Raw genomic sequence first — 13182 nt, 5'->3', positions numbered from 1 at the left:
TAGCGAGACATTTACTTTATTAAATAGGTGATACTCTTTGGATTATTTTGAAAGACATGAAGGTGGCGAACGCGCCATTTTAGTACATTTAGACATCCGCCAAATTCAAGATCCTGATGATCTTAGTGAATTTGAGCTGTTGGCTGACTCAGCAGGTGCCGATCGTTTGGCACTGGTCACCGGCTCACGCTCACGTCCTGACGCCAAATACTTCGTTGGTAGCGGAAAAGCAGAAGAAATTGCAGAAATGGTACGTGAGCACGATGCCGATATCGTATTGTTTAATCACAGCTTGTCGCCGTCACAAGAGCGTAATATCGAGGCACTAGTGAAGTGCCGCGTGTTAGATCGTACTGGTTTAATTTTGGATATTTTTGCGCAGCGTGCCCGTACCTACGAAGGTAAGCTACAAGTAGAGCTGGCTCAACTTAACCACTTATCAACACGTCTAGTACGTGGTTGGACGCATTTGGAACGTCAAAAAGGTGGTATTGGTTTACGTGGACCTGGTGAAACCCAGCTTGAGACCGATCGTCGTCTACTACAGACTCGTGTCAATCAGCTAAAGAGCAAACTAGAAAAAGTTCGTCAGACCCGTGCGCAAGGCCGTGCCCGTCGTCAAAAATCAGACGTACCGACCATCTCACTGGTCGGCTATACCAACGCGGGTAAGTCTACTTTGTTCAATCGTTTGGTTGACGAAAACATCTACGCTGCTGATAAACTGTTTGCGACGCTAGACCCTACCCTACGTCGTCTAGACTGGCAAGGAGTTGGTCGTGTCGTCTTAGTCGATACGGTTGGTTTTGTCCGTCATCTGCCGCATGAGTTGGTTGAGTCTTTTCATGCAACTCTAGAAGAAACACTAGAGGCAGACTTGTTATTGCACGTCATTGATTCCTCTAGTGAAGACATGCACGAGCAGATTCAGGCGGTCAAAGAAGTATTGGCAGAAATCGATAACGACGTACCTGTGCTCAATGTTTACAATAAGATTGATTTGACTGATGAGCCTGCACATATCGGCTATGCTAGCGAAGGTCAGCCAAACCGCGTTTATGTCTCTTCTAGACAGAATTTAGGCATGGAAGAGCTAACGCTTGCCGTACAGCAGCTGCTAACAGGTAAACTGACAACGTTTGATTTGACCTTGCCGTATGATGCCGGACAGTTCAAAAACACTTTATATGAATTGGGTGTTATTGAAGAAGAAAGCTACGACGATACAGGCCGCGAATGTCTGACGGTTCGTTTGCCAAGTGATCGCTTAAGGCAGCTACTCGGTCAAGCTAACTTGAAACCCATCGATGTATTGCCGCTTGCACAAGCAACACTACTGATGCCGGTACTCGAAGAGTTTGAAAAAGTTGATGACGTTGAAGAGCCAACCATGACAGAGGCTGAAGAAAAGGCGTTTGACGAATTTGATGCCTTAAACTCAGAAACAGCTGATTCAGCAAAGTAATAGTTATTTCTAGAAAGTAAGAACTATTATGAAAGCTAGTCATTTGCGGCAATAGTTTGATGAGCATTTGATTCATACTATTGGCGTACAAATCCTTATATAGTAAGTTAAAATAGAATAGACGATATCCATTGATATCGTCTATTTTTTTTGGATATGACGAGTCATAGCGCATAGGCTTTATTAGTTGTCTCACTCTCTATATAATCGCTTGTTGTACATTCAACAAATATTGATAGATAACGTTAATAATTTGAAAGTGAAAGCTAATACCATGAGTATTTATAGCATCATTTCATCTGTTGAATTATTGATGCGATCACGTACTTTGTTTTGTACACCACCCATTCATATCTGACTTGGCCAGAATTGCTTATGAAGTCTGCTCACTCCTCCCATCTTCCACTATGGCTTGCGTTAATTCTAACATTGACCATGGTTATCGTTGTCCGAGAAACGGCCGTTATTCTCTGTCAAATGGCAGGCATCGAAAAAGCAGCCAACATCGTTGGTTTAGTTGCGATGTTTATTATCTTGATGACGTGGCGACTACTTAAGGGGCTGCCAAGCTGGCTTACGCAAGCCAGTAATACTTTACTAGTCGATAGTGGTTTTGCCTTTTTACCAGTTTCTGCTGGTGCAGGCTTGTTGCTATTCGCTCTAGGAGATGAGCTATTGGGTGTGATGATAACGATGATCGTTAGTACGCTCATACCATTGTGGGGACTAGCATTACTGGCTAATCGCTGGCTCAACCATGCTGCAAATACTGATAGTACGACTACCACTGAGCAAAAGGGACAGCCGTGAGCTGCGGAGAGATATTATGACTTTTGACAGCGTTTTTATGGCGACCCTAGCTGCAATACTATTAACCTTGGCAGCACACGTAATTGCACGTGTATTGGCACGTAAATTATCATGGTTACCGATGGTCATTACCGCACTGGTCCTAGTGCTTGTTTTCTTATTTGTACTGCAATGGGATTACAACAACTATTACAGCGCGGCAAAACCTGTATTTGACCATCTGTTAGGGTATGTAACGGTACTCTTGGCTGTGCCATTGGCGGCGATGAACTTCAAAGGTTTACCCGTTAAAAAGCTCACTTTAATCGTCGCTATTGCGAGTGTCGTTGGCGCGTTATTACCTATGTCTCTGGCTTATTTATTTTCGCTCAGTCATGAGACCTTATTGGCTTTCGCTACTCGTTCTGTGACTACGCCGATTGGCTTGAGTGTCGCAGATTTGATCAAAGCACCGTTGGCAATGGCTAACCTAATTATCATCGTCTCAGGTTTGATAGGCGGTACGGTCGCTCGCTTTTTGTTCCGTAGTGTCGACGATGACCGCGCCAAAGGTCTCGCATTGGGTTTAGCGGCGCATGCGTTTGGTACAGTAGAAGCATGGCAGATCAGTCATACAGCAGGGCGTTATGCAGCATTTGGACTCGCCGTAAATGGTTTGGTTACCGCGGTTTGGGTACCTATCTTTATCAGCGCTATCGGTATCTAGTCATAACTGAAACCATATCTAGATTACCTTCTATTATTAAGAATTTAACGATTAATAAGCTTACCTATTGTTAATTTCAGATTAAAAAAACATTCACTTATTCAAATGTCATTATGGCTTCTTAAAGAGTTGAGACACTTTATTTATCTAAGTTCGCAAGCACGAAGGGCCTACTAAAACATTAGGTTGCATGATTCAGAAAACATTGCATACTGACTCACTTAATGATAAAAGTTTGATTTTACAACTTATTTTACCAATATGATGCGTTAAAAATTCATTATATGCTATAGTAAGCGACTATTATTTTTTGCGTCTTTTGCAAATGATTTTTTATTAAACGTGATAATTGCTAAGCTGCTGCCCTCACAGTGGACTAAATAATCCTGCAAACTCAGTAACCGCTTATGCGCCTAAATCAACGTATATATAGGCAAAACAATTTGCTATTATTCGATGAAAAGTGATACCTCTATGATAAATGTTACTACTATGATGACTCGCTGTTTATCTCCCCTTATACTAAGTGCAATTACTCTTTCGAGCTTTTCTGTCACAGTTCACGCAGATAGTATGTACATCAAAAAAAGCAACGATGGTCAAATACTACTTACTAATCGCAGTGTGTCTAGTGGTAACTTCAATAAGTTTACTAAAACAGTCAAAGTCACCCATTACAAAAGCTCTAAGATGTATGACGCAAGCAACGATAGCTATGGTAGCAGTGCCGCTAGTAACAGCGGCAATCGTAACTCTTATGACAGTTATATTCGTGCTTCTGCTGAGCGTAACGGCGTTGACCCTGCCTTGATGAAAGCAATGATGCATACTGAATCAGCTTTTAATCCAAATGCACGCTCACCAGTAGGCGCACAAGGTCTTATGCAGTTGATGCCTGCCACTGCTCGCCGATTCAAAGTAAATAACCCTTGGAACCCTGCAGATAATATCGAGGGATCAGCCAAATATATTGCTTGGCTGATGCGCCGCTTTAATAACAATGTTGAATATGCTGTCGCAGGCTACAATGCGGGTGAAGGCAATGTCGATAAGTATGGTGGCATCCCTCCGTTTAAAGAAACACGTAACTATGTCCAAAGAGTAATGAGCCGTTACCATAGCTTGTATAAGAACGATACAGGACTTTTTGGTTCGAGTATTAATGCCAATAATCAAACTGGCAGCGCCAATGCGGGTAGCGGTTTACAAAATATCAGTTACGGTACCAGCAGCAATGGTAATAGTGCTAGCTATGCTAACTCAGCCTATGCTGCTCTACGCTAAGCCAGTTAGCTAACAGCCAAACATAAAAAATCCCACTAATGAATTAGTGGGATTTTTTATGTTTGGACGCTTCATATCATGATATATCACGAGTGATAAAGCCAAACTGTGAGACACAATTAAGTACTCACAGCTTAATTCAATACTACTTGATACTTACTTGTTAGCAGCCTGAGTTGCAGCAACTTCAGCAGCGAAGTCTTCTTGCTTCTTCTCAATGCCTTCACCAACTTCTAGACGTTTGAAACCAAGTACTTTTACGCCTTCAGCTTTCAGTACGTCACCAACTTTTTTGTCGTTGTCCATAACGTATGGCTGACGTAGTAAAGTAACTTCGTCTAGGTACTTACGTAGGCCACCTTCAATCATTTTTTCAACGATGTTGTCAGGCTTACCAGACTCTTTTGCTTTTGCTTCAATGATGTCTTTTTCGCGTGCTAGTACGTCAGCAGCTACGTCTTCGTCATCTACAGCAACAGGGTTGAACGCTGCAATGTGCATGGCAAGGTTTTTACCAGTGTCAGCGTCGCCACCTTCATAAGATACAACTACACCGATACGCAGACCATGACGGTATGCAGCGATGTTAGCACCTTCAAGTGTTTCAACACGGCGAACCTGGATGTTTTCACCAATTTTTTGTACTAGTGATACACGTGCCTCTTCTACAGTTTGACCATCGCCATAAGGCAATGCAGAGATAGCAGCAACGTCAGTTACGTTGTTTTCTAGTGCAAGGTTAGCAACTTTTTCTGCAAATGCAGTGAAGCTGTCATCTTTTGCAACGAAGTCAGTCTGGCAGTTAACTTCTAACAAGAATGCTTTGCCTTCGCCTTGAGCGATGATGATAGCGCCGTCAGCTGCGATGTTACCCGCTTTTTTAGCTGCTTTAGCTTGACCAGATTTACGTAGGTTATCAATGGCAACTTCAACATCACCGTTTGATTCTTCTAACGCTTTTTTACATTCCATCATGCCAAGACCAGTACGGTCACGCAATTCTTTTACCATTTTGGCAGATACTTTTACTTCTGTCATAAGAGTCACCTTAGTATAGTTATTTATAGGAGCACCATATTTCTAAGTGCTGTATTTCTATTCGATATCTTGGTATTACTTAAAATCTAGCAGACAGCTCGTTTTGAATGATTACTAATATAACCATAGATGATGTCAAATAAATAACATCTCTACAGTACAGCGATGTGACTATTGGAAACAATAATACTCGCCCAATAGCTGCTTGCTTATACATGTGGCCTTATTAATAAGGCTTTATTCAATAACAAGGCATGACGAGTAAAACTACATCATGCCTATTATGAGCTTATACGCTGTTCAAAACATTATATGGATGCTGATAGATACACTATCAAGATATCCTTACAAAGTTAAAACTTTTAAGTCAGCTACTTATTCTGCTGGAGTTGCAGCAGCTTCTTCTGCAGCTGGCGCTTCTTCAGTTGCAGCAGGTGCTTGCTCAGCTTTACCACCAGCTTGAGTTTGTGCGTATTCTTTACCAGCGATGATAGCATCAGCCATAGAAGTTACGTACAAAGTCACAGCACGGATAGCATCATCATTAGCTGGGATGATGTAGTCAACGTTGTCTGGGCTAGAGTTAGTATCAACGATACCGATAACTGGGATACCTAGGTTTTTAGCTTCTTTAATAGCGATCGCTTCGTGATCTACGTCTACAACGAAGATTGCGTCAGGTAGGCCGCCCATATCTTTGATACCGCCTAGTGAACGCTCAAGTTTTTCCATATCGCGAGTACGCTCTAACGCTTCACGCTTAGTTAGCTTAGCGAAAGTACCGTCTTCTGCTTGCTTTTCTAGCTCTTTTAGACGGTTGATTGATTGGCGTAGAGTTTTCCAGTTAGTCAACATACCACCTAACCAGCGATGGTCAACGTATGGCATACCAGCGCGAGCTGCTTGCTCACGTACGATACCGCTTGCCGCACGTTTAGTACCAACAAATAATACTTTGTTTTTCTTAGCAGCTAGGCCGTTTACGTAAGTCAACGCGTCGTTGAACGCTTTTACAGTGTGCTCTAAGTTAATGATATGGATTTTGTTACGTGCGCCAAAGATGTATGGACCCATTTTTGGGTTCCAAAAACGTGTTTGGTGACCAAAGTGAGCGCCAGCTTGTAGTAAGTCGCGCATTTCGATTTTGGTTGGATTCTTTGTAGCCATGAGAATATATCCTATTGGTTGGGTTATGCCTCCACATCACAAAAACAGCCTATTTAGCGACACGCATCTGCTACCGGTTAGTTCTCATTAGTAAAGTACTAACGGATCACAAATTAATCAAGTCGCCAAACACCCAGCAATTTTTTGCCATGATGTGTGTGTCATTGGTTAGTTTAAAAATAAGCTATCGCTAGATTAAGGCAAATGCCCAAATCTAAACTATAAAGTGAATTATAAAAATAACTGCGCTGTATTTTATCACATAACGCCTTTGAAACTCCACCAGTTTGTTAGCAGCTTATTCATAATATGAAAACAAAATAGAGCGCTAACAAAATAAAAAAAGCGACACAGTTGCATCGCTTTTTAATTATTCATTTAATTATATAAGCACCGCTTGATGCATATATTATGCAATACAAATACCAATGACTGCTTTATAACCACGCCACGTAAATGGTGTGATATAGCTTTGACGATCTTTAGGCAAATAAGAAACGCTTGGCGCACTCTCTACAATGTGCGGCGGAGAGATAATAAACTCTGAACCAAACTCTGTACGAGCATTACCTGAGATTGTGTTGGCCATTTCACCTAGCAAATCCTTCATCATTGTGATTGATGAGTCAGGCTCACCCATCACTTTGATAATTTCTCGCAACATCACGCTTGATGCACTGACATAGACACAGCCTTCTAAAGGGCCCGATATCTTAATGACGCCGCTATAATCAAAGCCAACTGCGCTTTTATTATTGTTCAAATAAGGGGTATCAATTGACACTTCCGAGCCATCGATTTGCGCAAAAAATGCATTGATCGAGCTCAAAAATACACCCAATTTTTCTACTTTAACCATAATATATTAATATCCATCTGTATTACGTGGCAGCATTAATCTTGCAAACAGACCACAATCTCGCCTACTTGAGAATGCCAAGTAATGGGGATGATGAAAGAACGCTCATCGTTGGGCAATACAATACTTTGCGGCGCACCTTTGAAGACAAATGGTACAGAGATATGGAACTCTGAGCCAAACTCTTTGCGTGCATTGCCTGCGATTGTATTAGCCACTTCCCCAGCTAGATCTACATAGTTCTCTTCACTTTTGTCAGTTTCGCCCATACTGTCTAATATCGAAGACAGCAATTCACGCGTCGCCGAAAAATATACCACACCTTTTTGCCCACCAGATATACCAATCACACCCGTATAATCATGGACTTTTGGCTGTTTATTTTCTAGTAAGTAAGGGGTGTCAGCAACAAGCTCTTCTCCACCAAACTGGTCAAAATAGTTACTAATAATACTTAAAAAAATCTGTAGCTTTTGCTCTTTCATAATGACGTCTGCTTTAGTCGATGAATGGTATTAGTCTTGCATCAGCTCATACAAAGACTCTACAAGCTCCTCTTCAGAAAAAGGCTTACATAAAAATCCGCTGGCACCTAGCGACAATGCTTCGATGCCTGTCGCTTTGTCCGACAACGCTGATACCACCAGAATGCGTACTTCAGGATCGATCTCGATGATTTTTTCGATGCATTCTAGTCCATCCATTTGTGGCATGGTTAAGTCCATGGTAATCACATTAGGACGATGGACATTGAACTTTTCAATAGCTTGAACACCGCTGGTCGCTGTCGCAACCAACATGAATTTTCCTGAATCGTATGCGCGCTGAATACGGTTCCTAATAATATTTGAATCATCAACAATCATTAACTTATGCATAATTTATCTACTACCTTTAATGAAGTGCTTGTCGTCCCTGACAATATAATTACTATTTTGATTAAGCTTTAGGCAAAGTAATGACAAACCGTGTCATCTGACCCAGCTCACTATTTACGTTAAGCTTGCCATTATGCTCTTTTACTTTAGCTTTGATAATATCAAGTCCAACACCGCGACCGCCGTCTTCATCTGCGTGCTCTTTGGTAGAGAATCCAGAAGAGAATAGCTGTTTGAGCAAGTCACCTTTGCTAAGTTGGTTGGCTTCTTCCGTACCGAAACGACCTTCTTGAATCAGTTTATTACGGATGCTGTCATAGTTGATACCTTGTCCGTCGTCTTGTACAACCAACATAAAGTTTGAACCGTTGTCTTGCACTTCCAAATCAATGATTCCAACATCAGTTTTGCCAGCAGCATGACGAGCACTTGGTGACTCGATACCATGTACTACCGCATTACGCAGCAACTGAATACTGATTTCTTTGATTGGCTTTGCAAGATGTGTTGGGATACTTATTTGGGTCAGCGTCATACTTTTTAGCTGTACTTGCTTACCTTGCCTAGCAGCAATCTCTTTTGCAAAATCATTGTAAAAAGACAATAAATCGTCATCTGTCTCACTATCTAAATCGATATCCAACCCATCATCAAAGTCAACATTACTAGCTGCATGGTCTGCTACTGGATCTTGCGTAGCGACTGGCGCTTGTACGGTTGACATTTTAGCTTCTGATGGTGCTGAGCGGTTGATACGCTCACCCAATGTGGCAATCGTATTCGATAAGCTGAGTAAATCATCCAAATGTACCGCTAACGGTAAGAAGTCATTACCAGACAACTGACCTTGGTTTTGCAACGCATGTAATTTATCTTCCGCATCAGAAGCAATCTTTGTAAAGCTATGTAGTTTCAATGCCGATGCTTCGCCTTTTAAGCTGTGCATTTCACGATAGATCGCTTTTAATTTGCCTTCAAGCTCGTATTGCGAGCTACCAGGGTTTTTCAAGATATTGTTCATTCTCTCGATATATGCTTGGGTATTATTAATAAACTCATTAATAATTTTTGGATTTACATTCAAGATAGTCGTCAACATCTCAATCTGCATATCGTTTTGCGAACGCTCTTTTTCTAGGCGCTGTTCTAAGTAGACTGCATCTGAGACATCGTTAACGTTGACCAAAATACGAGCAATGTCTTTATTGTCATAAACACGTGAGAATTTAAAATCCAAGAAGCGGTTATCAAGACTCTTGTCTTCAGACACATTGTGTAGCATCACCTTGTGTAACGGGTTGAGTGAATCCACCAGCTTTTCTTTAACACGAGGGTTATAAAGCTGCTCGATGAACTGCTGTGTGGTCTTAAGGTCTTTATCAGAGATACGACCACGCAAGACATTGGTAAAGTTCTCCCCTGCCAAGCTATCAGAGCCGATGATATTGTTAAGCGCTCGAGAATGCTGTTGACCAATATTTAAGTCTTTATCAAGTAGGAAAAGACCCGTATTTACCGTTTGCATAATCTCTTGCGTTTCCTGACGAGCAGCAAATGCTTCAGCATCCGTCTCACGTAAACGACGTACAAAGAAAAATACGAAGATCAAGAAATAGGTAAAGATAGCGGCAACGCCAAGTACCTGGATAAGACGAATGGTGGTCGCTTGACGCTTTGTTTCTTCATAAACTTCATTAGTCAGCTCATCAAGCGCATCGTTCATACTCAAGCTAGACGTTTTTGCCTGTTCATATGCTAATGCTAGCTCGTCTGAAGAATCAATCCGAATATTACCAGCACCTTCAAGGTAGTTTGTAATTAGTGGTTTTAGCTCACTCCAATCTTGCTGCGCTCTTTCTAAGGCTGCCAATTCAGTTGATGTTTTGATATTTGGAATTTTATGAACATTTCCAGCATCGTCAATGTACTCTGAACCCTCACGCATACTAGAAAGTAATTGATCAATACCTTGAGTATTATTGTCTAGTCTTTCTCTTACGCGCTTTTGGTGAGGAGAATTGATGTGTTCACCAATACTACCTTGTAAATCGAACAAATCTTTGATGATAGCTTGAGCATTGTTAGCTGTTTTATTAGATATATTTACCAGTGTGGTGTTGCGTTCCAAGACACTTGAAGTATAAAACGTAAATGCAAGCAGTATCCCAATCAATGCCAAGAAGGCAGCAATCGACAAGATCAAGCCACGATAACGCGAGTTACCGTTTTGAGTTGACATAGTCATAGCATAGTCCTTTCAATGTATAGATAAATTTATGTTTATGGTTGTTTAAAAATAATACGTTCCATAACTACTACGCTTAGGGTTACTGCAATATTTTCTGTTGCTGTAAAGATACTTCTGTCAAATCTGTACCAAACCATTTAGTCGTTAATTTTGCGTAAGTACCGTCTTCTTTTAACCCTTTTAACCCTGCATTCACTTTTTTAAGTAAGTCAGGCTGAGCTTTATCAACTAGAAATACTTTACGAGCACCGTCTGCTCTAATGCTTTCATAGTCAAAATATTTTGGTTGCAGGCTAGGTAGGTCATTTAATGTATAACGGAGTACACCAGAATCATCTACAACAGCATCGACTTTATCTTGTGCCATTGCCTCTACCGCTGCAAACGTAGTCGGATACTGCTCTAAAGAACCTAGTTGATATTTACCTTGTGCGAAATATTCATAAGGTTCTGAACTAGTCAATACACCTACTCTTAAAGTGCCCAAATCATTTAATGACTTAATATTTAATGAGTCGTCTAAATATACGAGGCTAGTAGGAAGAGGAGCATAAGCATCTGAAAGCAGGTATTTTCTAGCACGCTCACTGCTGTAAGTAAGACCCGCTGCTACCATATCTCGACTCTTATTATCCAAGTTATCAAACAATCCTTCCCAAGGATCGTTGTAAACTTCAACTTTGAAACCTTGATTCTCGCCAATGTGTTGCATCAGTTCTATATCAAAGCCTGTTACATTTCCATATTCATCTTTAAATTCATAAGGAGCATAATTGGCTTCAGTACCGACCTTTATAGTTGGCGCTGTATCAGGTAGCTTACTTACAAGATGATCTGTGTTTTCTGTTACTGAGCTACCAGTCGAACTAACGCTTTCTTGGGTAGAAGAATTACCACAACCAAATATGCCAACGCTCAACAAAATCGGTAACGCTCGATATAACTGCATCATAATCTATCCTTGAAACTTAACGTTGTTTTACATTTTAATGAATAACAATCTAGCAAGGTTAAGAAATGTCTATACATACAACGCTTACAGAAAGTTACGCAAGATAGTACTTGCCTAATTTTACGATTGCAATGGTTATGTTTGGCTATTATCTCCAATTAGTTGTATTTTTTAGCGATACATAAGTGTTCATCATGTAAGGTATTTATAAAACTCGGATTTTCTCTGAATGAGAATATTGAGCCCATAAAAAAACACTCGTACGTTAAATACGTACGAGTGTTTTTTTAGAATGAATTTTATTTAAAAAAGTATTTTTTACTCTGCATCGTCTAAATTTAGATTACGATCTATCTGCCAAATTAAGAAAGAACCTATGCTCATTAGTGAAAACATGGCGATACCGACCTTGAGAACTGGGTTAACTGGAAACAGGTTCAATAATAAGCCGCCAAAGATACCAACTGAGAACATCAGCGAGCCTTGCAATGCGCTTGCCATACCAGCACGGCGTTTTTGAAAAGCGAGTGCAATTGCAGAAGCATTAGGCTGGGTCAAACCCAGTCCTGCGATACAAAAGAAAATACAAGCCAATACCAGTGGTAGCCAAGCATCAGTACCTAGAGTTAGGCCAATCACAAATAGCACACCTGCAGAAATGACCTGCATCATCGCCCCAAATCGTAGAATACTTAATATACGAAAGCGATTAGTAAGCCATTGGTTTAGCTGAGTCAAACCTACAAAGCCCGCTGCATTCATTCCAAATAACCAACCAAAATGTGTCGCTGAAACGCCATAAGTATCCATAATCAGCTCGGAAGCAGAGCTAATATAGACAAACATCGCGCCCATCAATAAGCCACCGCCAATTGCTGGATAGTTAAAAGTTGGGTCTTTTAGTAAATCCCAATACTGACTAAGCACTTCCCTTGCAGGACGTACATTACGGTTTTCTTCAGTCAAAGTCTCAAAGAAGAAAAACTTAGTAAGCAGTAAGTTTAGAACGCCAAATGCGGCTAAAAACCAGAAGATAGAATGCCAATCAAAAAATTGTAAGAATAGCGCGCCAAGCGATGGTGCCAGTATGGGTGCTAAACCCATCACTAAAATCATAATGGAAAAAGCTTTTGCCGTTTGTCTGGCAGTAAGACGATCTCGAATCGCGGCACGAGTAACTACTGCGCCAACGCACGCGCCCAATGCTTGCAAGGTACGGCCTGCAAAAAGTACGTACTCATTATCTGTGGTCGCACAAAGGATGGAGGCGATAACATATAGCGTCATACCTATATATAACGGTTTGACACGGCCGACACGATCACTAAAGGGTCCGTAAAATAGCTGCCCAAATACCAACCCCAAAAAGTATGCAGGAACAGAGTTGGCCATAAAGGCTGTTGAAACATCAAAATCATCTGCCATTGATGGCAGTGCTGGCAGATACATATCAATCGATAATGGTCCTACCGCAACCATCAGCCCAAGCATCATAATCCATGCGACAGGCAAATCGGCAGAGCGCACTCGCTCAGAAGTGATAGGTTTGTTTGGAAGGGAAGGTTTTGAAGCAGACATATTTAAACCGTTTTATATAGTGGCTATTATTTTTAATATTTTATTTTTCGACGTTTAATTGCTTTTAGATGTTGTTAGGCAAGCTTTAGTCATTTTACTGACTTATTTAGTAGTCAAAAGAATACTTTTAACAACAATAGTGCATCTTTACCCACATCGGTGCAAGCAGACAATGCTATATCGTGCTATCTGCTTGC

12 protein-coding genes are annotated in these 13182 nt (G+C 41.0%); 4 read left to right on the top strand and 8 right to left on the bottom strand.

Features of this window, described 5'->3' with window-relative positions:
- Positions 1–37 precede the first annotated feature (37 nt).
- The 4 genes from hflX to ACT3QR_RS09385 all read left to right on the top strand — a co-directional run bounded on the left by hflX (position 38) and on the right by ACT3QR_RS09385 (position 4265).
- Positions 38–1465, top strand: coding sequence for a ribosome rescue GTPase HflX (gene hflX, locus ACT3QR_RS09400; protein ID WP_444521091.1), 1428 nt, complete (start codon positions 38–40; stop codon positions 1463–1465).
- Between the two features lie 375 nt (positions 1466–1840).
- Positions 1841–2275: a CidA/LrgA family protein gene (locus ACT3QR_RS09395; RefSeq protein ID WP_444521090.1), complete on the top strand. Its 435-nt coding sequence runs from the start codon at positions 1841–1843 to the stop codon at positions 2273–2275.
- Positions 2276–2291: 16 nt separating this feature from the next.
- Positions 2292–2981 carry an LrgB family protein gene (locus ACT3QR_RS09390; RefSeq protein WP_444521089.1) on the top strand — a complete coding sequence of 230 codons (690 nt, stop codon included), beginning with the start codon at positions 2292–2294 and terminating at the stop codon, positions 2979–2981.
- A 573-nt stretch (positions 2982–3554) separates the two neighbouring features.
- Positions 3555–4265 (top strand): lytic transglycosylase domain-containing protein, encoded by a 711-nt coding sequence (locus tag ACT3QR_RS09385; RefSeq protein ID WP_444521088.1) that lies wholly within the window; start codon positions 3555–3557, stop codon positions 4263–4265.
- A 156-nt stretch (positions 4266–4421) separates the two neighbouring features.
- Here ACT3QR_RS09385 and tsf read toward each other — a convergent pair whose 3' ends face one another.
- The 8 genes from tsf to ACT3QR_RS09345 form a co-directional block, all read right to left on the bottom strand.
- Entirely contained in the window at positions 4422–5303 is an 882-nt protein-coding gene (tsf, locus tag ACT3QR_RS09380; RefSeq protein ID WP_444521087.1) for a translation elongation factor Ts, read from the bottom strand.
- A 375-nt stretch (positions 5304–5678) separates the two neighbouring features.
- Entirely contained in the window at positions 5679–6470 is a 792-nt protein-coding gene (gene rpsB / locus ACT3QR_RS09375) for a 30S ribosomal protein S2 (protein WP_444521086.1), read from the bottom strand.
- Between the two features lie 409 nt (positions 6471–6879).
- Entirely contained in the window at positions 6880–7329 is a 450-nt protein-coding gene (locus ACT3QR_RS09370; protein WP_444521085.1) for a chemotaxis protein CheX, read from the bottom strand.
- Between the two features lie 35 nt (positions 7330–7364).
- A complete protein-coding gene (locus ACT3QR_RS09365; protein ID WP_444521084.1) occupies positions 7365–7814 on the bottom strand; it encodes a chemotaxis protein CheX in 450 nt (149 codons plus the stop codon).
- Between the two features lie 30 nt (positions 7815–7844).
- The gene (locus ACT3QR_RS09360; RefSeq protein WP_444521083.1) at positions 7845–8207 is read right to left on the bottom strand and encodes a response regulator; all 363 of its coding nucleotides are present in this window, start codon (positions 8205–8207) and stop codon (positions 7845–7847) included.
- Between the two features lie 61 nt (positions 8208–8268).
- Entirely contained in the window at positions 8269–10452 is a 2184-nt protein-coding gene (locus ACT3QR_RS09355; RefSeq protein WP_444521082.1) for an ATP-binding protein, read from the bottom strand.
- Positions 10453–10534: 82 nt separating this feature from the next.
- Positions 10535–11407, bottom strand: a complete 873-nt coding sequence (locus ACT3QR_RS09350) for a substrate-binding periplasmic protein (protein ID WP_444521081.1) — start codon at positions 11405–11407, stop codon at positions 10535–10537.
- Positions 11408–11725: 318 nt separating this feature from the next.
- The gene (locus ACT3QR_RS09345) at positions 11726–12985 is read right to left on the bottom strand and encodes a multidrug effflux MFS transporter (protein WP_444521080.1); all 1260 of its coding nucleotides are present in this window, start codon (positions 12983–12985) and stop codon (positions 11726–11728) included.
- Positions 12986–13182 lie beyond the last annotated feature (197 nt).

Source organism: Psychrobacter sp. AOP7-B1-25, assembly GCF_052376195.1.
In the GTDB taxonomy this organism is placed as follows: Bacteria; Pseudomonadota; Gammaproteobacteria; order Pseudomonadales; family Moraxellaceae; genus Psychrobacter.
The sequence above is the reverse complement of the archived record's forward strand: the minus strand, read 5'-3'. Positions and strand labels throughout refer to the sequence as shown.

Bases quoted from the DNA above. Each gene is read 5' to 3' on its own strand.
- ACT3QR_RS09395 (WP_444521090.1), top strand. From the start codon at position 1,841: ATGAAGTCTGCTCACTCCTCCCATCTTCCACTATGGCTTGCGTTAATT.
- ACT3QR_RS09390 (WP_444521089.1), top strand. From the start codon at position 2,292: ATGACTTTTGACAGCGTTTTTATGGCGACCCTAGCTGCAATACTATTA.
- ACT3QR_RS09385 (WP_444521088.1), top strand. From the start codon at position 3,555: ATGTACATCAAAAAAAGCAACGATGGTCAAATACTACTTACTAATCGC.
- tsf (WP_444521087.1), bottom strand. From the start codon at position 5,303: ATGACAGAAGTAAAAGTATCTGCCAAAATGGTAAAAGAATTGCGTGAC.
- rpsB (WP_444521086.1), bottom strand. From the start codon at position 6,470: ATGGCTACAAAGAATCCAACCAAAATCGAAATGCGCGACTTACTACAA.
- ACT3QR_RS09370 (WP_444521085.1), bottom strand. From the start codon at position 7,329: ATGGTTAAAGTAGAAAAATTGGGTGTATTTTTGAGCTCGATCAATGCA.
- ACT3QR_RS09365 (WP_444521084.1), bottom strand. From the start codon at position 7,814: ATGAAAGAGCAAAAGCTACAGATTTTTTTAAGTATTATTAGTAACTAT.
- ACT3QR_RS09360 (WP_444521083.1), bottom strand. From the start codon at position 8,207: ATGCATAAGTTAATGATTGTTGATGATTCAAATATTATTAGGAACCGT.
- ACT3QR_RS09355 (WP_444521082.1), bottom strand. From the start codon at position 10,452: ATGACTATGTCAACTCAAAACGGTAACTCGCGTTATCGTGGCTTGATC.
- ACT3QR_RS09350 (WP_444521081.1), bottom strand. From the start codon at position 11,407: ATGATGCAGTTATATCGAGCGTTACCGATTTTGTTGAGCGTTGGCATA.
- ACT3QR_RS09345 (WP_444521080.1), bottom strand. From the start codon at position 12,985: ATGTCTGCTTCAAAACCTTCCCTTCCAAACAAACCTATCACTTCTGAG.